The organism is Bacteroides sp. 1_1_30, assembly GCF_020982715.1.
GTDB lineage: Bacteria > Bacteroidota > Bacteroidia > Bacteroidales > Bacteroidaceae > Bacteroides > Bacteroides xylanisolvens.
The window spans coordinates 72,570-96,360 of record NZ_JAJKHN010000004.1 but is presented as its reverse complement, the minus strand read 5'-3'; the positions used below and the strand labels follow the sequence as shown (position 1 = coordinate 96,360).

18 protein-coding genes are annotated in these 23,791 nt (G+C 40.7%); 10 read left to right on the top strand and 8 right to left on the bottom strand.

Annotation, left to right across the window (positions count from 1 at the left end):
• Positions 1 to 21: 21 nt before the first annotated feature.
• From LPH68_RS01940 to LPH68_RS01920, 5 genes are all read right to left on the bottom strand, one after another.
• A complete protein-coding gene (locus tag LPH68_RS01940) occupies positions 22 to 1,866 on the bottom strand; it encodes a RagB/SusD family nutrient uptake outer membrane protein (RefSeq protein ID WP_151923467.1) in 1,845 nt (614 codons plus the stop codon).
• A gap of 18 nt (positions 1,867 to 1,884) precedes the next feature.
• Positions 1,885 to 5,205, bottom strand: a complete 3,321-nt coding sequence (locus tag LPH68_RS01935; protein ID WP_165860871.1) for a TonB-dependent receptor — start codon at positions 5,203 to 5,205, stop codon at positions 1,885 to 1,887.
• 31 nt (positions 5,206 to 5,236) lie between these two features.
• Positions 5,237 to 6,877, bottom strand: coding sequence for a glycosyl hydrolase family 18 protein (locus LPH68_RS01930; protein WP_128857826.1), 1,641 nt, complete (start codon positions 6,875 to 6,877; stop codon positions 5,237 to 5,239).
• Positions 6,878 to 7,162: 285 nt separating this feature from the next.
• Complete coding sequence (locus LPH68_RS01925) at positions 7,163 to 8,200, bottom strand: PD-(D/E)XK nuclease family transposase (RefSeq protein ID WP_087322415.1); 1,038 nt, start codon at positions 8,198 to 8,200, stop codon at positions 7,163 to 7,165.
• Positions 8,201 to 8,859: 659 nt separating this feature from the next.
• Positions 8,860 to 10,842, bottom strand: a complete 1,983-nt coding sequence (locus tag LPH68_RS01920; RefSeq protein WP_118196432.1) for a response regulator — start codon at positions 10,840 to 10,842, stop codon at positions 8,860 to 8,862.
• Between the two features lie 373 nt (positions 10,843 to 11,215).
• On the opposite strand from LPH68_RS01920, the gene LPH68_RS01915 reads away from it, so the two are divergent.
• The 10 genes from LPH68_RS01915 (at position 11,216) to LPH68_RS01870 (ending at position 19,909) form a co-directional block, all read left to right on the top strand.
• The gene (locus LPH68_RS01915; protein WP_005790860.1) at positions 11,216 to 12,451 is read left to right on the top strand and encodes a site-specific integrase; all 1,236 of its coding nucleotides are present in this window, start codon (positions 11,216 to 11,218) and stop codon (positions 12,449 to 12,451) included.
• Between the two features lie 12 nt (positions 12,452 to 12,463).
• Entirely contained in the window at positions 12,464 to 12,826 is a 363-nt protein-coding gene (locus LPH68_RS01910) for a hypothetical protein (protein ID WP_005790858.1), read from the top strand.
• A 214-nt stretch (positions 12,827 to 13,040) separates the two neighbouring features.
• Entirely contained in the window at positions 13,041 to 14,372 is a 1,332-nt protein-coding gene (locus LPH68_RS01905; RefSeq protein WP_003013274.1) for a site-specific integrase, read from the top strand.
• A gap of 4 nt (positions 14,373 to 14,376) precedes the next feature.
• The gene (locus LPH68_RS01900) at positions 14,377 to 15,378 is read left to right on the top strand and encodes a hypothetical protein (protein ID WP_003013276.1); all 1,002 of its coding nucleotides are present in this window, start codon (positions 14,377 to 14,379) and stop codon (positions 15,376 to 15,378) included.
• A gap of 157 nt (positions 15,379 to 15,535) precedes the next feature.
• Positions 15,536 to 15,835: a helix-turn-helix domain-containing protein gene (locus tag LPH68_RS01895; RefSeq protein WP_003013280.1), complete on the top strand. Its 300-nt coding sequence runs from the start codon at positions 15,536 to 15,538 to the stop codon at positions 15,833 to 15,835.
• Positions 15,836 to 15,918: 83 nt separating this feature from the next.
• Complete coding sequence (locus LPH68_RS01890; protein WP_224200403.1) at positions 15,919 to 16,881, top strand: AAA family ATPase; 963 nt, start codon at positions 15,919 to 15,921, stop codon at positions 16,879 to 16,881.
• A gap of 142 nt (positions 16,882 to 17,023) precedes the next feature.
• Positions 17,024 to 17,905, top strand: a complete 882-nt coding sequence (locus LPH68_RS01885) for a toprim domain-containing protein (RefSeq protein ID WP_003013284.1) — start codon at positions 17,024 to 17,026, stop codon at positions 17,903 to 17,905.
• 70 nt (positions 17,906 to 17,975) lie between these two features.
• Positions 17,976 to 18,338, top strand: a complete 363-nt coding sequence (mobC, locus tag LPH68_RS01880) for a plasmid mobilization relaxosome protein MobC (protein WP_003013287.1) — start codon at positions 17,976 to 17,978, stop codon at positions 18,336 to 18,338.
• The gene (locus LPH68_RS01875; protein ID WP_003013289.1) at positions 18,319 to 19,230 is read left to right on the top strand and encodes a relaxase/mobilization nuclease domain-containing protein; all 912 of its coding nucleotides are present in this window, start codon (positions 18,319 to 18,321) and stop codon (positions 19,228 to 19,230) included. The genes mobC and LPH68_RS01875 overlap by 20 nt, the downstream gene beginning before the upstream one ends.
• Positions 19,231 to 19,234: 4 nt before the next feature.
• Positions 19,235 to 19,909: a hypothetical protein gene (locus LPH68_RS01870; protein ID WP_003013290.1), complete on the top strand. Its 675-nt coding sequence runs from the start codon at positions 19,235 to 19,237 to the stop codon at positions 19,907 to 19,909.
• A gap of 296 nt (positions 19,910 to 20,205) precedes the next feature.
• On the opposite strand, the gene LPH68_RS01865 is transcribed toward LPH68_RS01870, so the two are convergent.
• From LPH68_RS01865 to tet(X1), 3 genes are all read right to left on the bottom strand, one after another.
• Complete coding sequence (locus tag LPH68_RS01865) at positions 20,206 to 21,069, bottom strand: aminoglycoside 6-adenylyltransferase AadS (protein ID WP_003013318.1); 864 nt, start codon at positions 21,067 to 21,069, stop codon at positions 20,206 to 20,208.
• A 175-nt stretch (positions 21,070 to 21,244) separates the two neighbouring features.
• Complete coding sequence (gene tet(X) / locus LPH68_RS01860) at positions 21,245 to 22,411, bottom strand: tetracycline-inactivating monooxygenase Tet(X) (protein ID WP_230296841.1); 1,167 nt, start codon at positions 22,409 to 22,411, stop codon at positions 21,245 to 21,247.
• A gap of 168 nt (positions 22,412 to 22,579) precedes the next feature.
• Positions 22,580 to 23,719, bottom strand: coding sequence for a tetracycline-inactivating monooxygenase Tet(X1) (gene tet(X1) / locus LPH68_RS01855; RefSeq protein ID WP_005790841.1), 1,140 nt, complete (start codon positions 23,717 to 23,719; stop codon positions 22,580 to 22,582).
• Positions 23,720 to 23,791 lie beyond the last annotated feature (72 nt).

Genomic DNA, 23,791 nt, shown 5'->3' with positions numbered 1-23,791 from the left:
AATGAATTTTATTCAGTTCCCTTACTTAGTCGGCCATCCCGGATTCTGATTCAGCTCATGGTCCATCTGGATTTCATCCGGTGGTATGGGTAACAAGTAATCACGATCTTCATTAAACTTGTAGCCTTCAGGCAAGTACTCTCTCAACGGATCCATCCATCCTTCATTATCTGTCAGTACATGATTCAGTCCTTCTTTCCGCAATGAAGGCGAAAAGCTCAGATAAAGCACACCGTCTTTGCCCAGATAAGCGCCACGTCCGCGTCCTTCCACACCTTTCAACGTTCCGGCTACCCTCCAACGCATCAGATCATCCAAACGAAAACCTTGCAGAGATAGCTCTGAACGTCTTTCCCGACGTACCTCCTGCACTGCCGGTGGCAGGCCTTGGAAAGGGAAGTGAGGATCAGCCACCGGAGTAACATAGACCACACCGGCTCTTTGACGCAATGGCTTTAATGTTTTCTCTGCCACGTTATCGTTATACTGCCCTAATTCGGCAGCAGCTTCAGCATAACAAAGCAACCCTTCGGCATAGCGGAACATGACATGAGCCGTTTCACAATTGCCGGTTACATAGGTCGTATCAATGCCAAGGCGAGTATGGAATCCGGTCACGTTCTTGTAAATACCATCCCCATTCAAGCGCGGAGATGAAATATCTTTATTCTTTTCCTTTTGTTCTGCTTCGGTCCCTGTCTCGTCATACACTCTCACATTCATCAAGCTATTAGATTTGAACTTACAACCAGTATGCATCACCATAGCCAAAAGTCTTCCGTCACGATCTTTAAATACCTCATTAAAGTCCTTATACTTTTCATCGGTCGGATCAACCGGCGTACCATCCACATTCAGAAAGTTATCCACCAAAGACTTGGATAGTCCCGAAGGCTTCACATTATCTGTTACTCCACCGCTAAGCTGTTGAGTAACGGTATTGAACACGCCATCAGCTATTGAATATTTTTTCCAAAAAGTCACTTCGCTAATGTTGGAAAGATCGTTTGAATTGAATAGCTCCGAAAAAGCGTCATCTATATTGGTAGCTTTCGGATTGGTTGCTGTCATATGCAAAGTCAGTCCGGCCGGGAACAAATATTGATCTCCCCAATTCATCACTTCCTTAAAAAACTCTTCAGAGTTATCTTCCGTTGCAAAATCAGTTCCCTTGTGATATTTCTCCCACGAACCTTCGTACAAAGCAACTCGCATAGCCAGAATCATGGCCGTTTCTCTGTTGACACGCAATCCACTGTATTTACTGCGGGAATGCAAATTAGCACGAGCCTCCGGTATCAACCCAATAGCCGCTTTCAAATCGTTCAGGATAAAACGGGCGGCATCCGCACGTTTTGTCGCAGGAATTTGCAAACCGCCCAACGTAGCATTGCCATCCCAGAAGTCATCCATAATGGGAATATTACCAAAACGTGTGAGCAGATAGAAGTGCCAATAAGCACGGAAGAAATACGCTTCCCCTCTCAATGAAAGCACTTCGTCCGTTTCGTCCACCTCGGAAACTGCGTAATAATGGAAAAAGTAATTCACCATACGCAAGTTTTTATAGCCTTTATTCCAATCGTCAGAGCCACTGAATTGATTATTCTCTCCATTCAGGCGCATATCATACTTTTCCGAAAGGATGTTGTCACTGTTCACCTCTTCTCCTCTGACACCAATACCATATTGAGCCGGAGCCGGTAGAGAAGTATACAAATTATTTATATAGCTTTCTACATTCTCTCTGGTTTTCAAGAAATCTTCATTGTTAGGCTGCGTATAGGGTTTACGGTCCAAATAGTCGGAACACGCCGACAACAGTAAGCATGCAAAAACAGTCAGGATAATTATTTTATTTTTCATGATAGCGTTCCTCTTTAATTAAAATGTAAAATCAAGTCCAAACACGAAATTACGGTTCATCGGATACACCTTTCCGTTACCATTCTGATTTTGAGCCGAGGTAAGTCCCGGAGCAGCCGCATTACTTCCGCCTGCCCACGCGTTCACCTGATTAAGGGTTTCCGGATCAAACTGATTCGGCAGTTTACTGATGGTAAACAGGTTATCGCATGTAAAGTATACTTTCAGGTTACTTAGTCCAATATTCTTCAACAATTGAGGCTTAAAAGTATAGGATACTGTCAAATTCTTCATACGCATATATGCCGCATTCAGCATATAGCGGGTAGTATTGTATCCCGTATTGGCATTCGTTGTCTGGGCATCGGTCGTCAGTCGAGGTAGATATCCATTGGGATTCTCGGGACTGAAATAATCGAGATGCTCCTTGAACCATTCTTTACCACCGAATAGGTAGGTACTGGCGGCCATCGGGAAATCTCTCTTGGCAACTCCTTGCAGCAAAGTGGATATTTCAAATCCCTTATATCCTACGTTTAGATTGATACCGAAACTGTATTTGGGAGTAGCATTACCGATAATTTTCAAATCACCATGGTCGGCCAATGTGCCCTTACCCGGGTCCACTTTACCGTCACCGTCGGAATCAATGTATTTCAAGTCGCCTCGTTGCCACTTGTCGCCGGACTTAAAGAAACTAAGATCTACTTGTCTTAGGTATGCGTCCACTTCGCGATTGGACAAAAAAAGATCATTCGCTTCATATCCCCAAATTTCACCTATGTCCATTCCTTCATAATATCCTTTATTAGTTGCCAAACCGGTATGATTGTTGTATATCAATCCCTCCGGATTGTTGTATTTAGTAACAACAGCTTTGTAATTGAATACATTGAATCCTATGCCATAGCTAAAGCCGCATTTTAGCTGGTCCTGCCAGTTTACAGACAATTCCCAACCACGATTTCGCAAAGTAGCGTTATTGACTTTCGCACGGTCAGCCGTACTAATACCTCCGAGATTCGGAATAGCTTCAGCAGGACCAATCATGTCGCGTGTGGTACGCTGATAGATATCAGCAGTAATAGACAATCTGTTATCCAATAACATCAAGTCGATACCTAAGTTGGCATTGTCTACCTTCTCCCACGTAATATACGAACTAATCATCTTAGGCGTAGTGGCTAAAGTTCCTTTTTGAGGAGTAGCTTGCACACCGGGTAACAGCCAAGCATTAGGTGAATCGGAGGTCAAACTCTGAATCCCGAGGTAATCGTAGAGTCCCGCTCCGTTCTGATTACCCAAGCGACCGTAAGAAACACGTACTTTCAATTGAGAAACCGGCAGATTCAGCGCTTTGAAATAGTCGGTACGAGAAATGTCATAACCGGCTGAAAAAGAAGGGAACAATCCCCAGCGATTTCCCGGAGCAAAACGGGAAGAACCGTCATAACGTCCACTGAATTCCAGAAAATAAATCTCCTTGTAATTCCAATTCAGTTTAGCGTACATACCCATTGTAGCCCAATGCGTCCGGTCTTCACCTGCCAATACTTGCCCGTTAGCATTCACAAAAGAGAATATATCACTAGTCAACAATCCGTCTTTATAAGTATAACCATTCGAATTTTCTTGTAGTTCCATCTGGAAACCCGCCATCGCCTTAAAGAAGTGGTCGCCCCAAGCATGCGTGTAGGATGACGATACGTTTGGAGACAGGTAGTAGTTGAATGTATTACCGCGTGTATAAGAGCCCCAATTAGAGTTTTTCCAGTTCATGCCCGGATATTGATATCCCTGTTTGGTTCCCTTGCTTATATCCAACGTTCCGTCAGGTTTTTCAGCAGTAGGATATCCGCGTTTGAAGTCATTGTTTTCCACATCGAAGCGTACTTTCATTTCACCTACAATATCCCACCCTTCCAGCGGAGTAATCGTAGCGGCAAACGACATCGCATCAGAAATTCTGTTCTGCACATAATGCGATTGTTTCAAATAACGGTATTCGGAATTATCATTATATTCCGACTTTACAGGAAGATGGGTAGGAGAATTCGGAAAGCTGCTTCCGATAGTTCCATAAAAAATGGTCTGGTTAGCCATCGGACGCTTCAGTATATTCAGTGAAAGGTTATTATTGAAATTAAACTTCAACCATTTATTGGCTTGGATCTGAAACTTCGAGTTTACATTGTACTTACTCAAGTTATCGTCTACTTGATCCAGTAATCCTTCCTGGTAAATATATCCCAAACCTACGTAATAATTAAATTTATCAGAACCTCCCGTTATGCTCAGATTATGAGAATGACGGATGGAAGCTTTTTTAAAGTAGTAATCATACCAGTCGGTATTGGCATACACAGCATCTTTAGAGCCTGCCCAACCGGTACCGTCCGCATTAGGTCCTATGCCCGGGAACTTTTCCGAATAAGGATTCTCCATAAAGCCCTGCATCTTTTCGATGAGCGCATCAGGAATCGAGTGTTTTACTCCATCGTTATCATCTCGTTCGTTCAGATAATTGGCATATTCAATGGAATTCATCATTTGGGGCATATTAATAGGAGAACTGAATCCTACAGTACCACTGTATGATATACGTGTTTTTTCCTTTTTACCACTTTTGGTAGTGACGATAACCACACCATAGGCGGCACGTGCACCATAAACGGCAGCAGCAGAAGCATCTTTCAATACACTGATGGTTTCGATGTCGGCAGGATTCACGTTCTGCAAACTTTGCTCCACTCCGTCTACCAATACATAAGGCTCGCCTCCATTGATAGAACCGATACCACGAATATTGAATTTAATTTCGGCACCGGTTTCACCGCCGACACCATTAGCAACCGCATCAGAAGAGAAGTTTAAACCGGCTACGTTACCCTGAAGGGCACTCGTGAGGTCAGTGACCGGACGGTTGACAATAGCATCGGAACCTACAGTAGCCACCGCCGCCGTAATGGTGCTTCGCTTCTGTTTGTCCATACCTACTACTACCACTTCATCCAATACTTTTGTATCCTCTTTTAGTGTAAATCGGTTGCCTTCTGCTTTTGTCACCTTTATTTCAAGGGGAGTAAAACCGACATAAGAAATAACCAATGTGTTACCTACTTTCCCTTTCACGGAAAAGTTACCGTCAATGTCAGTCAGCGTCCCATCTTTAGAACCTTTCACCATCACTGTGGCACCGATAATGGTTTCACCTTTATCATCTACCACTTGTCCTTTTATCATTTGTTGCTGTGCCAACGCACTTAAAGGAAATGATAGCAGGAGTATCAGAAACAGAATCAAAAATTTCTGTACTCGCATGAACTTCTTTTTTTCCATAATATTGTATTTGATTAATTTAGATTCTCTTTTATTCCGTCGGATTCGCATAATATTCAAACTCTTCTTTTATGACCTTCAACAAAGACTTATTATTGGTTATGTCAATATCTGTTGCCAAATCCCAACTCATAATGCCTGCATAGTCTTCTTCACAGACATATCTCGCTTTCTTACGAATCGTTTCTATACTGTTGAAAGTATATGTATTTCCTTTATATGTATATGTATCTTCATTCGTAGTAGCCAAACCATCATTCACGAAATCACAATAGGCAGCAATCAGACTACCCGTAGAACCATAGAAAGGCACTCCCATCACCAGCTTATTCTTAGGGATTCCATATGCCACAGCTGCTTCTCCATCTTTTACAAATTGTTCGTAAGGAAAACGCATCACTGCAGGGCCGTAACATTGATAAGAGATAAAATCCAGAGCATCAATAGCTTCCGGGGAAATTTTAAAAGAAACCGGATGCAACGATGCGGTGAAGTAAACATACTTTCCTAATGTAGAACGCATTTGGATTACAGTTGCACTATAATTATTATATTCACTGGCATTTGCAGGCCATTCAAAATCAAAATCAACTCCATCAAACTCATATTGTTCGATAATCTTCTTCACCTCGGAAGCAAATCTTGTACGGGCAGTGGCATCAGCCATCATCTTTTTCCATTCTCCACCGGCAATGCCCAAGCGCAATCTTCTATCTCCCTGTTGTCCCTGTAAAGCGGTACGTATATTATTCAAACGCCCCAGCCAGGAATGTGAATCCTTGCCAAGTTTCGTGGCATCATCGTATTTCCAGTAAGCAAGTATTTTTGAATTATTCCAATTGTCAAAGGTGATAGGGTTTCTACCTGATGTACCTACTACCAAACTGCTTACAAAAGTTTCATCTAAATAACCTTTAAATTTATCTCCAATCAAAAAATCAGTACGTGTATTAGGTACTTCATTAGGGAGAGCACCTACAAAACTTATTGCAGTATTGTTTGTATCTACATAAAGTTTAGCTGTACCTTGTTCATAAGTCAACCCAATATAGTGCCAGCCTGTTGCCAGATCAGGAGTGGTAACGGTTGCAACCGAACTTCCAATAGACAGTTTCAAACTATTAGCTGTCGCACCCATTTGAAAAGCAATAATCGTGGAGTTTCCATCCATTTTCTTAAAGAGAAAAGCTCCGTCCACCCATTCACTTATATATATATAGGTACCAAAGGTGAATTTATTAAAGGCTCCATCAGCAGAGTGAAGTAATCCATCACCGCCATTCATAAGACTTGTTCCTTCAAATTTAACCACTCCATTACGACCTTGAAAAGTGCCAGCATGAGATACGTTTGTCATCGTTGCATCATTCAACGGCAATTCAAAAGCTACCTCACCATTTGCATAAGGACGCGCTGCCAAATAAATCAAATCTGTACAAGCACCCATACTGGCTGCCGAAATACGGTTTATTTCAAAAAAATCCCCCCGAATATAAGAGCAATTAATGAATGATTTTACAGTAGGATTATCCGGCTCTTCCGGTTCACCAGGTTTTCCTGTGATTGCACCTTCAGGAGGAGTACCAGTTGGAACGTCTACCCATTTTGTGTCTTTACAAGCTGTCAACGTTCCAAAAAGGAGGAGACAAAGAAATAGGAATTTGTTTCTCATAAATTTAATAATTAAGATTAGCTTTATTTAATAATTGTGCTGTCCCTTTTGACAATCACTGCCACAAATGTAAGCTATATTAAAGGCAAAGAATGTTCTATTTTAGCTACGATTCTTCCAAATTTGTCTAAAATCGTCCATTTCATCGATTAATTATGGAATCACAGACATCTTTGAACATCTTACGAATCAAAAAAAGAAAGCGGAAGTATCCATTCCTGAATATTCCCGCCTACTTTATATTTTATCCTAATATAACTACAACAATTTTCCTATGAAGATATATTATAGGTTTTCTATATCAGAAGATTGAAGACCCGTGTATTTGATAATTATATCAATGGATATTCCGTCCTCTCTCATCTTCCGAGCAATTTCAATTTGCTTCTTTTGCTCTCCTTTCTCCAACCCTTTCTCCAACCCTTCCTTCATCCCTTCTTTTATTCCCTCTTTTATTCCCTCTAGCCTTCCTTTTTTCACTCCTTTTTCCAACCCGGCCTTCATCCCTTCTTTCATCCCTTCTTCAGCCGCTTTTCTCCGCATCTCTTCGTTTTTACGCCGTTCATCCTCCTCTACAATTTGGTTGACCCTATACCGATCTAATGCCTTATCATAAGCGATACGGTTTTCTTCCGAAAGATCGGCAACTGCTGCCAATCTCGCCAGATGTTCAAACACTTGTTCTTTCAAAGCATCCGGCATTCTATTCCAATTGCTCATATTCTTCAGTGCATAAATTAATTTATCATATAATGTATGGCAGTCCGACAAATCCTTTGTAAAATAAGGAAATTGCAAATAAATCTGCCGGAGATGCGGATTAACAATCTTCCCTGTATCACGGTCGGAAAGAACCGTATCCGTACGGAATTTAGCCTCTAAATTTTCCTCTTTGAAATTCATCAGGAAAATTCCATATATAGTAGGTAGTCTATACTGCTTTCCATAAGAGACAAGTGGTTCTCTTGCAGTCATCGGATCTTCAGGGACAGGGACTTCTTTTGAAGAAGGAGATTCTATCTGCCGACTCACAGCACGACAAACATAATAAAGTGTACGATCTAAAAAATTACTGTGCCAACGATTCTGCATCTCCACGATAATATACTCACCACTTGCTGTACGGCAATAAAGATCATAAATGATACCTTTATCACTCACATTGTCTGCATGATCTTCCTTATCCAGAAAAGTAAGTTCTGTAATATGATGTTCACCTGCAAGTAATTCGTTCAACAAAGTGATGAGCAAATTCTTACTGGCCGGTTGACCAAAAATAATTTTAAATCCTATATCAGTAAAAGGATTGACGTATTTGGACATGATATTCTATTTTTAGCAAAGGTAACTATTTAAATCCATAAACATAAAAAACAATCCCAAACTTTACAGATTTATAGCCTTTTATAGTAAGCTGTCTCCCTTTCAATTCCTCCAAACAAACAAGAGAAATGTTCTATTTTTCAGATTAAGAAAGAAAACAAAACTATTGAAGATGGTAATCCGGAATTAAAAGCATCCATATTATCACATATATATGCATATTACCGCCACAATACAGCATATATTTTCAGATGATATGCATTTTCTTTAAAGAAATAAATGATGTTCCTCGGTGAGCAATAAGCCATTCCTCGGTGAGGAACACATCCTTCCTCACCGAGAAAGCCTTCCATACTCACCGACCAAGTTATAAAAGCCCTCGGAAAAGCCCGTTTATAGGCTAGTTCATCATCACAAGCGCACAAAAGAAAAATGATAAAGCAAACTACATACGGGCAAGCAGTAAGCATATAGATAGCAATACAGAGGAATTATTTATTTTTAGACAGGAATTATCCAGGACAACAAACAACCCTACATTCTTTCATCCAAAATGCAGAGCGTTTTTTCCTTCACCACAAACAAGTGACTGATATATTAAAAACAGAAAGAATAGAATATACCCTTTTTCAAATCAGCACATTTTTAATCCCATCCTTTCAACAACCATACTCTTTCAGAGTCTGCATCAACTTCGCTCCATTGATCGGCTTCACCAGATAATCATCACAACCGGCTTTCAACGCAGCTACCCGATCGGCATCAAAGGCATGAGCAGTCAGGGCGATAATCGGAATTTCAGCATTAAACTTCCGGATCTCCGAGGTTGCAGTACGCCCGTCCATAACAGGCATCTTCATATCCATCAGTACCAGATCCACCGGTTGGGTACGGACAATTTCAACTGCCTCCAGTCCATTCGGTGCGTGTAACAACTGGCATTTGTTTTTCAAGATAGAAGATACCAAAAAGAAGTTACTTTGAATATCTTCAACGACCAGCACTCTTTTAGGTACTTTCTTTGTTTCTTCGGAGTCAAGAATGCTTTCATTATCTGCATCCTTCTCATTATTCCGACGTGAAGAAGTCGGCTCGCTGTCAACCGAATCGAACTGGCATGGCAAAACCGCCCAAAATAAAGACCCTTTATCAAATTCCGACTCAAAGCCTATCTCTCCCCTGCAAGCCTCAACGATGGCTTTACAAATAGACAGTCCCAGTCCGGTTCCCTGTGCAAATTCATCCAGTTTCTCAAAACGATGGAACACCTTGTCTTTTTTATCTTCCGGTATACCAATACCTGTATCGCGAACGTAAAGACGAATATCTCCGTCTATCTTTTCATACCCCATTTCAATAGTTCCTTTGGAGGTATATTTGATAGCATTAGTTACAAAGTTAGTGAGAATCTGCGCTAACCGGTTTTTATCCAAACGAACGGTACAGGTTTCATAAGGATTCACGGGAACTAACCGAACCTGCGGATTTACTACACGACGATGCATCGAAGCAGCTAATTCGTTGAAATAAACAGCCAAATCAAAATCTTCGTATTTCAGTTCTACCGAGCCGGCTTCTATTTTCGAAAGATCCAGTATGTCGTTAATCAGTTTCAAAAGCAACTCATTGTTGGCATTGATAATCTGAATAAATTCTTCTTTTTCTTCTTGATCTTCCGTCACCATCAATAAATCGGAAAAACCAACGATAGCATTTAACGGTGTACGGATTTCGTGGCTCATATTTGCCAGAAAGGCGGATTTCAACTTATCGGATTGTTCAGCACGACTTCTTGCCGTTTCAAGTTCACCTATCATGTGCTGTCGCTCGGTAACATCATCTACGCGAATCACGACACCGTCAACATCTCCCTGTTCATTAAATATGGGAGTAGCAAAGACTTCTATGACATGCTTGTTATCCAGATTAAACAAGATAGACTCTACCTGACCGGATTTCCGGGCACGTTGCATCACACAGTTCTCACAAGGAGTGGTGCGATTATGGGCCGTCAGATAGCAAAGCTCCCCTTTTTTGTAAGCCTCATAAGAAAGGCTTTTACTACAAAGCGAGATATTCTCCCATTGTACGATATAGTCGTTCGCAATATATGCCAATCCCGAATTAATATTGTTCAATACCAACTCATTCTGACGAATCAATTGGATCATTCTTTGTTCGCTCTCAAGGAGTTCTTTTTTTGAGCGCACCGCTTCTTCGTAAAGATTATCATATTTGTTTTGCCACAGAACACGTTCGGTGACATCCTGACTAATCACCATATAATTCATAATTTCCGACTTTTCATTATGTACGAAAGAAACGGTAATCTCGAAGAATTTTATACCGGACAGATTAGTAGGAAAAAGATGACGCACGTCATCAAAATTATATTTTGCCATGAAACGCACTGTTTCTCCTTTTCTGACCTGTTCTTTGATTTCATCAGAGAAACTAGTGTAATTAAATAGATTATAGCCCAGAATATCCTTTTTGTCTTTTATCCCCATTGATCTCAACCGCGAATAATTGACATCTATCATGAGACCGTCCTTATCATACAACTCCAAGCCTACAGACAGGTCATTAAAGATGTTGTGCAATAAGTTGTCAGCTATCCCATTTTCCAAAGTCTGTTCCATGCAGCAAAATTTGTATAGTATTACAATATTGATTGTTTATCCAAGCAAAGTTACTACAAAAAAGTGAAATGCGGAAAGATATAGTGATAGAATTGAGTTACAAGGGTTTTAGTTGAAGTGGCTATAATTCGTGAAGCCAGTACAATCACAGCAAAAGCCAAATCCTGACGCCACAACGTTACTTGTTCGTAACCATGCCCGATAATGCGACAAACGGGTATGGATGGCGAAACAAGACACTAAGGAATAGTGAGTTACCTACAACTCACGCAAAAAATTTGGTTACAGAAAAAGATTGCGCCGTTCCTCCCCGTTTTGCGTACCGACATCGGACTCTTCACCAACTAATTTTGAAACCAAAAAATTAAGGACGATGAAGAGTACATTTTCAGTCATCTACTACCTCAAGCGTCAGGTAGTGAAAAAGGACGGGACAGTTCCCGTCATGGGACGCATCACGGTGGACGGCAGCCAGACGCAGTTCAGCTGCAAACTGACTGTCGACCCGAAGCTGTGGGACACCAAAGGGGGACGTGTCACGGGCAGAAGCACGGCGGCACTTGAAACGAATCGTATGCTTGACAAGATGCGGGTGCGCATCAACAAGCACTATCAGGAAATCATGGAGCGTGACAACTTCGTCACGGCGGAGAAGGTGAAGAACGCCTTTCTCGGATTGGAACACCGCTACCACACGCTGATGCAGGTGTTCCGCCGGCACAACGAGGACTATGAGAAACAGGTGGAGGCTGGCATGAAAGCCAAAGGCACGCTGTTGAAGTACCGCACCGTTTACAAGCACCTGCAAGAGTTCCTCACCATCCGCTACCATGTGAAGGACATCGCCCTGAAAGAGCTTACCCCGGCTTTCATCTCCGACTTCGAGATGTTCCTGCGCACGGACAAGCACTGCTGCACCAATACCGTGTGGCTGTACGTCTGCCCGCTACGGACGATGGTGTTCATCGCCATCAACAACGAGTGGCTGACACGCGACCCGTTCCGCGAGTATGAAATCAAAAAGGAAGAAACGACACGCAGTTTCCTTACCAAAGAGGAAATACGCCTGTTGATGGAAGGCAAACTGAAAAACGCCAAACAGGAACTGTACCGCGACCTCTACCTGTTCTGCGCCTTCACCGGATTGTCATTCTCGGATATGCGCAACCTCACGGACGAGAATATCCGTACCTACTTCGACGAACACGAGTGGATAAACATCAACCGCCAGAAAACGGGTGTGGTGTCCAATATCCGCCTGCTTGACATCGCCAACCGCATAATCGGCAAATACCGGGGACTGTGCGGGGACGGCAGGATATTCCCCGTCCCGCATTATAACACGTGCCTTGCAGGTATCCGTGCCGTCGCCAAGCGTTGCGGCATCACCAAGCATATCACGTGGCATCAAAGCCGCCACACGGCAGCCACGACAGTTTTCCTTTCCAACGGCGTACCCATCGAAACGGTCAGCTCCATGCTCGGACACAAGAGCATAAAGACGACGCAGATTTACGCGAAGATAACCAAAGAAAAGCTCAATCAGGACATGGAGAACCTTGCGGCAAGGTTGAACGGCATCGAGGAATTTGCAGGTTGTACCATCTAAAAAAGAGAAGCCATGAAGCGAGACATAATCATCATAGAAGACAAGGCGGTCAGCGTAACCGGTAATGACGTGTGGATGACCGCCACCGAAATAGCCGGACTGTTCCATACGACCGTCCCGGCAGTGAACGCCGCCATCAAAGCCGTCCGCAAGTCGGACGTGCTGAACGACTACGAGGTGTGCCGCTACATGCAGCTTGAAAACAGGCTGTACGCGGATGTGTACGCACTTGAAATCATCATCCCGGTCGCTTTCCGACTGAACACCTACAACACCCACCTGTTCCGCACATGGCTGGTGAGAAAGGTACTCGCCAAAGAGAAACAGCAGGCATACGTTATGTTTATACCGAGCGGAAATGTTGGCTATTGTTGAAGATAAAGCCCCATTCTAAAAGTAAAAGCTACCTTAGAGGTAGCTTTTTTTGCGGCAGGGCGGGATTCGAACCGTTATCATATCTTACTTTTACTTTTCTTATTTTACTCTGATTATTAGGTATTTACAAATTTTATTACCTATCTTTACCTAACCTTACAAAGGTAAAATATGGTAATATTAAGCATTTCTGTCCGAAATATGTCCGAGAAATATGAAAGTGAATTTTTATTTAGATAAGCCCTATAATCCCGATATTTCGCCTGAAAAGGTCAAACAGGAATTGGCAAAGGTTGGAGGGAAAAAGAAGAACCTTGCACAAAAGTTCTGGAATCCATCGCCCACTGCACTGTATCTCTTCTTTTCACCGGATAAATCCTGTAGGATAAAATACAGGACAAACTATAAGATATTGCCCAAAAGTTGGGATTTTGAAAAGGAAAGGCTTAAACCAAGTGCCAGCGGAGCGTTGGAATTCAATGTTGAACTGAACAACCTTGCAAACTGCTGTACAAGGGAAGCAATGCGAAAAAAAGAAACAAACCAGTTTCTTTCCAAAGAGGATTATAAACAGATTGTACAGGACTGTATTGACAGGGACAATGCCGTCAATAGTGAAATATCCATTTCCCACCTGAAAACCCAGTTCCTTTCCTACAAATCCAATTTTGTCAAAGAGGGTACGTTAAAAGAATACCGGACAGTCTTTAAGGGATTGGAGGATTTTGAGAAGCATAAGGGAACAAAACTTATCCTTAGGGAAATGGACGGTAAATTTCTCGATCAGTTTGAGGTATTTCTAAGCAGGAAAAAGAACACGAACGATGGAGATAAAGAGGGCTTGCTGAATGACACCATCCACAAGTACATCTCCACGTTAAAGGTATTCCTAAAGTGGTGCAACGACAATGATTATTTGGTGCATCCCGATGTCTTCAAGACCCAGAAGACAAACTTTAAGAAGAAAGCCTACAATGAGATCATTGCCCTGTCAGAATCCGAAATACAGAAACTGATGAACCATGATCTTTCGGACAGACCCAGTCTGGAAAGGGTACGGGATCTGTTCTGTCTATTGTGCTACACAGGGCAAAGATTTGAGGATCTGATCAACTTTGACCCAAAGGACATAAAAAACAATGCTTGGGACTTCATTTCGGTAAAAGTCAAAAAAAGGGTGATCGTACCTTTTGAGGGGTATATTGCCCCAGCAAAGGATATCTTGGAGCGTATCGGTTACTCCGTGCCCAAGATATCCAACCAGAAGTTCAATGAATATATCAAAACTGTCGGCAAACTGGCAGGAATGGACGAAATCATAAAGATCACAAGGTATTCAGGTAAGCAAAAGCTGGTGATAGAAAAAAGGAAGTACGACTTCCTATCGAGCCATGTCGGCAGAAGATCAATGGTAACGAACCTATTGAGCAGGAACGTACCCATTACACTTGTGCAGAAACTGACCGCACATTCCGACATAAGGACTTTAATGAAATACGAATCGGCAAACACGGATTCGTTAATCGATGCACTGAACAAATTTTAAAATTATGAACAGTAAATATTTCAGAAGAAGAAAACCGTTTGACTTTGATCCGCATCCATTGGACGTGGGCGTCCCTTTTTCCAAGAACGATACGCATGCGGATGTACACTTTCTTATAAAAGTTCAGCGACTTCCAGAGAGTCAACTTGAAGATCTCTTTTTGCGCCACTTCAACTATTACAAAGCTGAATTCAACGATACTGACGGCAGAGAGTTTTTTAAAGAATTATGGCAGACTGTTAATTCCGAGCTAAAAAAGGAAAGAAGCAAATCACAGGAAAAGCTGTCGGCGACACAGAAAAGAAGAAACGACCTTAGAATACAGAAATTCCAGTATTTCATCGAGAATATCCTTCCCAAATATGACCGATGGAATTTCACGGTAAGTCTGTCAAAAAAATATGAGATAGTCAGCGAGCAACTATTGCAAGAAGTAAAGAGCAAAACTCAAATAGAATTCCAGCGGACACAGGAATTGATCGATTCGGCATTTACGAAACTTGCCAATTCATCCAATGCAAGTACAGAATCCAATATAAATACCATAAAAACTATTCTGGAGAACTATCTAGATTCGAACAAAGAGGAACAGGAAGAATTAAAAAAGCAATTCATCCAGAAACAAAATCTCGATCGTTTGCTAGCACAGTATAATACGACATTAAAAGAATTGGATGAATTTAAAGAACAGGTTAAAAAGCTCAAAAAAGAGAAATCCCGATTGAATTCCTTGGATCATCATAAAATCAATATACTGAACGGCGACAAACTTAATCTGATCGCGTTGTTTGATGAATTTATGAAAGCAAAGATAATAATCAACGGAAAAGCAGAAACATTCCTAGGGACTAACGCCCATATAACATGGGCAAAAATCATTTCCAATCATTTTTTGGAACATGATAAGCCAATTCCATTCGGAACAGTAGAGAACTATTTTTGTGACGGTAAACCCACCGACATTGACAATTCAGATCGCAAATTCAAAATTATTCCAATTGAATAGCCAGAAGATAAATCATACCACCCCCTTGCAGAGATGCCGTTCAAAATTCTGAACGGCATTTTTTGTGGTCTTGCTTGCCCAATTTTGTGTCAAGTTAATTAAACGAAGAAAGTGGCCATGACTTCGACATTCTTAAATTGATAAACATGAGCAAAGTATGATTACACTGGATCGAAATGCCCTTAGAGATTGTGTCAAGGATGCAGTTAGGGAAGAACTACAGGTTTTTATTTCAAAGGTTGGTAATATGGACGATCCTCCGCAAAAAAAGCAACCGACAAAACTAATGACCAAAAAGGAAATGGCAAACGAGCTTGATATTTCCCTTGTCAGCCTGACCGAATGGATGAAACAGGGGCGTATTCCCTATAAACGTATGGGAAAGCGCATTTACTTCAACAAAGAAGATGTTATGGCATCCATGACGAACTTCAACCATAACAAAGGAGGTAAATAATGATCTCGTTTAACCAGGACATAGCCACTGCATTGGATAGGGCTATAGTAAAAATAACAGATAAATTTTTAGAACCTCCGATCATGATAACAATCAGCAATTCCGATTCCGTTATCGGTACATTAGGAAATTTCAGCGCATCCACCGGAAAGGCCAAGAGTAGGAAAACATTCAATGTGATTTCATTGGTCGCTGCTGCATTGAGCGGAAAACAGATATTACAGTATAAGGTCAAAGTTCCCATAAACCGTCCATTGGTACTGTACTGCGATACGGAGCAGAGCAGATTCCATTGCCACAGGTTGATTTCAAGGGTTTACAAACTCATAAATTACCCGACAACGGAAGTCCATGAAAACCTAAAATTTATATCCCTGAGGGAATACCCCACTAAAGAGCGCATAAGTATCATCGAATATGCCCTGTCCAAATATGCGGGCAAAATATGTCTGGTCATCATAGACGGGATCAGGGATCTTGTTTACGACATCAATAATGCTACGGAAGCGACCGAAATTACCGGCAAGCTGATGAAATGGTCACAGGAGCTGAATATACACATCCATACCGTACTGCACCTAAACAAGGGTGATGACAACACCAGAGGGCATTTGGGGACAGAATTGAACAATAAGGCTGAATCCATATTACAGGTCACCAAAAGCGATCTGGATACAAACTACAGCACCGTGGCGCCAAAGTTCATCAGGGATATCGAGTTTGAGCCATTTACCTTTTTTATCGATGATGGTTTGCCCGTACTGGATGAGAACTTTGACCTGTCAGGTACAGTATCGAGAAAGGGATTCGACTATCAGGAGCTTTCCAAAGAGAACCATCGGGAAGTGTTACAGGAAATGTTCAACGGCAGTGAAATAACCTGCACATATGATGAATATGTTGGCAGATTACGGAATGCGTATCTGGCAAAGGGCTTCAATTTCGGCATCAATAAAGCCAAACAGCTGAAGACATTTCTGGAAAACAAACGGATGGTCATCAAAAACGATAAGACCTACCGGTTCAACCCTGAATTCTATTATTAAAAAACAGGTTTAGTTTAGTCCGCCCCTATATAGTAATAGACTAAACTAAACCTACTTTAAAATTAAGATTATGACATGTGATGAATTAAAGCGCATACCGCTCATATCCATATTAAATTATCTACAGATACCATGCGCAAGGATGAACAGCCGTGAAGCATGGTTTAAAAACCCATTCAATGGAGGAGACGAAAGAACGGCTTCGACAAAGTTGGATATCCATAGGAATATCTGGTACTCGCATTCGGAAGGATTCGGAGGAAATAACATTGACTTCCTGATGAAGTTTTTGGATACGGAAAACCTATCAACTGTTTTAGATTGGGCTGATGAAAGAAAAAATATCTTTTCTTTTCACCAGCAGACCGTATTGGATAAAGTACAGGTCATGCAACAAGAAAATGAACGCGCTTACACCATCCTTTCCGTTGAGCCTCTCGGAAACAAAGCTCTGACAGACTATCTGACCGACGTACGCAAAATAGATATTGAAATTGCCAGAGTATACTGTCAGGAAATCTATTACCGGACGGCAAAAGGACAGACGTACTTTGCCGCAAGTTTTAAGAATGATGCAGGTGGATACGAACTGCGCAACAGCTATGATAAACGCTCCCTATTGACAAAGGGGATCACCACGATCGATAACGGCAACAAAGATGTTGTTTTGTTTGAGGGCTTCACGGATCTGCTATCCTTTATGACGTTAAAAAAGAATGCAGGTAAGCCGTATCTAAATACGAACTTCTGTATCCTGAATACGACCGCCAATCTGCAAAAAGCATATCCATTCTTAGGGCGACATAACGGAATAACAAGCTATCTGGACACAGATAGCAGTGGTTTAAAATCGTACAACAGTTTGCGAAGCCATTTTGAAAAAACGCACACCGTAAAAAATGGAATGGAAGAATTGCAGAGGCAAGACAACAGGATCAAGGATGTCAATGACTATCTGATTTTCACATCATCCAAAGAACAGACCCAAAATATTCAATCGGGAAGAAAACTATCGAATAGGTAGGAAGCAAGGTTGTGTTTTGGTGACCCCAAAACCGATTGGCTCCCGATGGTCACAGCTAAAAAGAAACAAGATGAAAAATAACAAGAAAAAAGGCGGAAGACCCGCACTCGAAAATAAAAAACAGTTCAGGATCAATGTCCGTTTCGATGAAAGCGAACATAACAGAGTTTTGCATAATGCAAAAATTGCAGGTATGAGCAAATCGGAATGGGTACGCAAATCTGCGATCCTACGAAAAATTACACCTAGGTTTACCGAAGAACAATTGAAAGCTTTTAGGGCGATTACTGGGGCTTCGAACAATCTAAATCAGCTAACTAAAAAAGCACACCAGTCTGGACTGATTGAGGTGACACAGGAATGCAAAAATACGATCCATCACATTAACCATTGTATCAATAAACTACTGCACCATGATAGCGAAGATAATTGAGGGCCGATCTTTCGGCGGATGCGTTGGATACGCCCTGAAAAAAGATAGTGAGATTATCCATGTAAATGGATTACGGACGGATTCGGCAAAGACCATCACACAGGACTTTAATTTTCAGCGGATGCTGAATCCAAGATTGGGCAAGGCAGTCGGACACATTATTCTTTCGTGGAATACAGAAGATAAAAACAAGCTGAATAATGACATCATGCTATCCGCAGCTAAGCGTTATTTATCAAAATTAGATATTAGGGATACCCAATGCTTAATGGTGCGCCACCACGACCGCCAACATGATCATATCCATATTATTTTTAATCGGGTAAACGATCATGGCAAAACTATCTCCAATAGCAATCAGCGGTATAAGAGCTTTAAAGCTTGTAAAGAATTAAATGCATTATATGGCTTTAAGCAGTCCGAAGGAAAACGAAATGTCAACAGAGGTAGACTGAAAGGTAATGATCTAACGAAATACCAAATTTACGACACCGTCAAGGCAGGCATACGACACAGTAAAAACTGGAAGGAACTACAAAATTATATCCGTTACAGAGGTGTGGAAATGCAGTTTAAATATAGATTGGGGTCGGATGAGGTTCAAGGTATTTCGTTCATCAAAGATGAACAGACATTTCGGGGTTCTGCCATAGACCGCTCATTGAGCTTCGGACAGATCGACAAGGCTTTAAATAGCATAGATAATTCTATTGAACTAAATCAAATTACTGGAAGCTATGTTTCGAAGGATCATTCTATAGACAGAAATATCGGAGAAACACTTGGTCACATAACATCAGCTTTATTTTCGAACCCCGAAATTACACCAGAGCAAGATGATCCGTTGATCAAGAAAAGAAAAAAGAAAGAGAATTACGGACTAAAACGTTAATACCATGAACACAGAATTAGAAAATATACAGCAACAGGTAAGCGCATTGCAGGAAAACACAGACTTGATCACGCAGGATATTGTACGAATAATGCCTACAATTGTCTCCCTACTTTCTGAAAATGAAAAGAAAATGCAGGAATTTCATGAAATGCGAGCAAAGGATCAGGAACTACTACAACAGATCAAGCAATTTATTAAAAGAGAAAACGATGTACTATCTAAGATCATTAACGATTATGGGACACTTCAGGATGTAGCTAATGAAATCTCCACAATAACTAGACAGGAATTAGCTGTATTAACAATCAAAGAAAAAGACATTGTTTCAAAGATAGCTGAAATTCCTGATCAGGTCATTGTAAAACATCATTACGGCATTGATCTCAAATCAACACCTCTGATCATTGTTATGATAGCATTATCTACCATTATTTCGCTAGGTCTCGGTGTTCTATACGAGAAGAACAAACAATTAGACGATAGAAAATCGTATGAAATGCGTTACCGAATGATAGAATTGGAGCTACCGCATGTAACATCGCATATCGATTCTACTCATTCTCTTAACCCTAAGAAATTCCATAATTTGGTGATTAAAAGAGAGGAAGAAAATAAACTATTAAACAGTATAGACCAAAAACGTCAGGAGATCAAAAACTTAAACAGTCCTGAATAACGGCTCGGCGACTTGGCGAAGTAGCGAAGCTGTATCGAAGATACAAAAGCGGAGCTATTTAGCCAAGTCGCTTGTTGTAAGCAGTCCGCGAAGCGGCGGCTTACGGCAAGCGACGTAAGTCGCCGAGCCATTGTTAGCAAGGAGCGCAGCGGATTGCTAACAACGTGCCGCGTATTGGCGATGGGCGGGATTTTTAGCACTGAACTTTAATCGAAGAACAGAAGTTGAATTTTGCACTTCCGTTGATACGAAGCCGTTCAGCCCGCCTATTGCCAATACGATGTTGTACGACGTAGTTATGTTTTGGGTTTTAGTCCAGCTAAATATTTTCGTATGTCATTTTCTAATTTATCCGGGTATTTGTACTCTAATTTTTTTGACAATTCAGTTCCTATTTCTGAAACTAAATCAGTCATTGAAAATAGAGCAGTCCAATTTTCCTTTATATCGCTCCCTGAAAATGTTTGTTCTGTTTTAGCCCACATTTCCTGGTTAAGATACTTTTTGAAAAGTCGTCCATATTTATTGGTCGTTATGTTCCAATTGTGTTCACTTGCAATGTGCCATTCAATTAAAGGAATTAGATATTCTGTGCGAATAACGGTTTCCGACATAAATTTCGCATAGAATATTTCATCTCTCACAAGACACTTTGCCACGTAAGTTGTGTCCCACCAAAAATCGTTTATTAGATTTTGAAACTCTTTTTCAGACGGTTTTTTGATAATGGAAATTTGATAAGTTGGTTTCAGCATTTGCTTTGTAATACCATCTTTATCAATTAAAATTTTATAACCAATATCCCAATCTTCTGGTAATTCTTTCTCTTGCGTTTCCTTTATAAATTTTGATTTGCTGTAAAGTTTAAAATCTACTTTCACACCGTCTTCATAAAGTAGCATTTTCATTGCGTGTTTATGGTTAAAACAACTTTCGTCTTCTTCAATCATAGCAATTGGATTTCCGAATTTAAGCGTCCAGCTTTTGTCTGAAATGTAATTTGTATTATCCTCAAAAACAAATTCAATGTCTAAATCACTAAATTCGTCAACAAGTGCTAAAGGATTTACAAGTGAACTTGTCAGAAGAAGAACTCTTACATCTTCGTTTTTCTCCGACCATTCTATAATTGTTCTTAACTTTTCTTCTCTGACTTTCATTTTGTTTGGTTCGGTTTTACTATGTCGTACAACGTTTGGCAAATTGGCGATGGAGCCGACTTTTAGCACAAATGTTGAATAGAATTACTAATCTTCAACATTGCACAAAAGTTCAATAGAAGTACTTCACCGGCTCTATTGCCAATTTGTTTGTTATGTGCCGTTTTATTCCATTTTATACATTTAACAATTGCTGAAACGTAAAGTCGGGTTTAAACATTTCAATTTCGTTTTGAGTTGATTCTTCTTGTGCTTCTTTGCCATAGATAAACATTTGCTGTTCATAATTTTTAACAGCCTCTTCAATGCTATTAAATTTTCCATCGGCTAGATTATCAGACAATATCAAGGCATCCACCAACCCACTATTTACTCCCTGCCCTGCAAAAGGCGGCATCAAATGTGCGGCATCCCCAATCATTGTTATGGGTAATGGGCGCTTGCTTTTCCAAGGCTTTTCTAAAGGAAATATCCGTGTAGCCAATCCTACAAATGACAACGTCGTATGAATCAATTCTTTGTAGCGTTCGTCCCAATCGGAAAATTCTTTCAGAAGAAAATCAACGACACTATTTCTGTTTTGAAAATCTACCTGCGTTTGGTTTTTCCATTCATCAGGTGTTTTAAAACTTATTCCAAAATGCAATGCACCATTATTATTGGGGTTAGCAAATAATAAATTACCTTGGTGAGATGCCATTAGCCGGTTTCCATTGCATAGCTGAAAAAATCCAGGACAGTTTATCTCTGGTTGATGAATATCGGCTTGTATATTGAAAGTACCTGTTTCTTCAACTTCCGTGTCGGTAACAAATTTTCTTACCTTGGACATCCTGCCATTGGCAAGAATAACCAAATCTGCTGTTTCACTCGGTTTATTCTCAAAAGTTAGTGTCCACTTCTTCTTACCAGGTTCAAGCATAACAAGTTTTCTATCCCAAATAACCGTGTCGTTTTCTAAACTATTCAACAAGATAGCCCTTAAGTCATTTCTGTTTATTTCAGGATTGTCAAATCGATTTTCGGGCTTTACATTTTTTGTGGATAAAATATTGCCTTTTTCATCAGCAATATTTACACCCATTGGTAAGGCTAAGTCATAATAAGTTTGTAACAATCCCGCTTTTTTCATTGCTTCCTGACCTGAACCTTTGTGTAGGTCAAGGGTTCCACCAAAAATTCTTGCCTCTCGGTCGTTGTCTCTTTCGTAAACTGAAACGTCTATGCCGTTTTGCTGTAATAATTTTGCCATAGTCAGTCCAACGGGTCCACCACCAATTATTGCAACGTTCTTATCACTAAGTAAATTCATTTGTTTGTCTGTATCTATTCGCATTGTCATTCAAAAATGGCACATAACGTCCGGCGGCTTGACGCAGGGCGGGTTTTTACCACTACCTTTCAATCGAAGCCGATACCGTAAAATTAGAAAAAAATGTTCAATCGAAGACGTTTACCCCGCCTTGCGTTTCAAGCCGATTGTTGTGGGCTGTTTTTTTTGTCTGTCGAGTTATACATTCATTAGCTGTTGAAAAGTAAAGCTCGGATTTCGCATTTCTATTTCATTCTTTGTCGAGTCCGCTTGTGCTTCTGTTGCGTAAACAAACATTCGTTGTTCATAGTCATCAATAGCACTTTGTATCGTTCCAAATTTCCCGTTTGTAAGATTTTCTGACAAAATCAAAGCGTCCATTAGTCCAATGTTTACGCCCTGCCCTGCAAAAGGTGGCATTAGGTGAGCTGTGTCGCCAATTAAAGTTATGGGTAACGGACGATTACTCTTCCAAGGCTTTTTGTCTAGCGGAAATATTTTTATTGTTAAACCAACGAAAAAAGTTGTTGAACGAATTAACTCCTTGTATTCATTGCTCCAATTTGAAAACCTGTTTGTCAAGAACTCGGAAACGCTTTTTGTGTCCTTAAAATCTAATCCTTTTCCATTATTCCATTCTTCAGGCTTTTTGAAAATGACACCGTAAGTTAACATTCCGTTGTTAAATGGATTCGCAACTAATAAATTCCCTTGATGTGCGGTCATTAGTCTATTGTTGTTGCACAACTTATAAAATTCAGGGCAGTTCGTTTCTGGTTCAGGAATGTCGCCCTGAATAATAAAAGTACCTGTTTCTTCGACTTCATTATCTGAAACAAAATTTCTTATTTTAGACATTCCACCATTGGAAACAATAATAAAGTCGGCCAATGCAGTTGGCTTATTTTCAAAATGTAGCAGCCATTTTCCGTTTTCTTGTTCAAGCCCAATAGATTTTCTATCCCAAACAACTGTGTCATTTTTCAAGCTGCCAAGCAACATTTTTCGCAACGCGTTTCTATTTATTTCGGGGTTGTCAAACTTATTTTCGAGTGTCGGGTTTCTTGTTGCTATAATGTTACCCTTCTCATCAGCAAAGTTTACGCCCATAGGTAGCGCCAAATCATAGTAGGTTTGCAACAATCCTACTTTTTTCATTGCTTCTTGTCCTGAATTTTTGTGAAGGTCAAGCGTTCCGCCCCAAACTCGTGCTTTTGGGTTTTCATCTCTTTCGTAAACGGTAATGTCAATACCGTTTTGTTGTAACAAGTTTGCCATTGTTAGTCCAACTGGTCCGCCACCGATAATTGCAACTTTTTTATTGTTTAATAAACTCATATTTCGATAGTCATTTGATGTTTGTCGTGTCGTGTGCAAAATAGCCCACAACGGTTCTCAGCTATACGCAGG

What these genes read in the sequence shown, in the direction of transcription:
- LPH68_RS01900 (WP_003013276.1), top strand. Translation starts at nt 14,377, where the DNA reads ATGAACAGTAAATATTTCAGAAGAAGAAAACCGTTTGACTTTGATCCG.
- LPH68_RS01910 (WP_005790858.1), top strand. Translation starts at nt 12,464, where the DNA reads ATGAAGCGAGACATAATCATCATAGAAGACAAGGCGGTCAGCGTAACC.
- LPH68_RS01930 (WP_128857826.1), bottom strand. Translation starts at nt 6,877, where the DNA reads ATGAGAAACAAATTCCTATTTCTTTGTCTCCTCCTTTTTGGAACGTTG.
- LPH68_RS01915 (WP_005790860.1), top strand. Translation starts at nt 11,216, where the DNA reads ATGAAGAGTACATTTTCAGTCATCTACTACCTCAAGCGTCAGGTAGTG.
- LPH68_RS01920 (WP_118196432.1), bottom strand. Translation starts at nt 10,842, where the DNA reads ATGGAACAGACTTTGGAAAATGGGATAGCTGACAACTTATTGCACAAC.
- mobC (WP_003013287.1), top strand. Translation starts at nt 17,976, where the DNA reads ATGAAAAATAACAAGAAAAAAGGCGGAAGACCCGCACTCGAAAATAAA.
- LPH68_RS01870 (WP_003013290.1), top strand. Translation starts at nt 19,235, where the DNA reads ATGAACACAGAATTAGAAAATATACAGCAACAGGTAAGCGCATTGCAG.
- LPH68_RS01875 (WP_003013289.1), top strand. Translation starts at nt 18,319, where the DNA reads ATGATAGCGAAGATAATTGAGGGCCGATCTTTCGGCGGATGCGTTGGA.
- LPH68_RS01885 (WP_003013284.1), top strand. Translation starts at nt 17,024, where the DNA reads ATGAACAGCCGTGAAGCATGGTTTAAAAACCCATTCAATGGAGGAGAC.
- LPH68_RS01905 (WP_003013274.1), top strand. Translation starts at nt 13,041, where the DNA reads ATGAAAGTGAATTTTTATTTAGATAAGCCCTATAATCCCGATATTTCG.
- LPH68_RS01895 (WP_003013280.1), top strand. Translation starts at nt 15,536, where the DNA reads ATGATTACACTGGATCGAAATGCCCTTAGAGATTGTGTCAAGGATGCA.
- LPH68_RS01925 (WP_087322415.1), bottom strand. Translation starts at nt 8,200, where the DNA reads ATGTCCAAATACGTCAATCCTTTTACTGATATAGGATTTAAAATTATT.
- LPH68_RS01890 (WP_224200403.1), top strand. Translation starts at nt 15,919, where the DNA reads ATGATAACAATCAGCAATTCCGATTCCGTTATCGGTACATTAGGAAAT.
- LPH68_RS01940 (WP_151923467.1), bottom strand. Translation starts at nt 1,866, where the DNA reads ATGAAAAATAAAATAATTATCCTGACTGTTTTTGCATGCTTACTGTTG.
- LPH68_RS01935 (WP_165860871.1), bottom strand. Translation starts at nt 5,205, where the DNA reads ATGGAAAAAAAGAAGTTCATGCGAGTACAGAAATTTTTGATTCTGTTT.
- LPH68_RS01865 (WP_003013318.1), bottom strand. Translation starts at nt 21,069, where the DNA reads ATGAAAGTCAGAGAAGAAAAGTTAAGAACAATTATAGAATGGTCGGAG.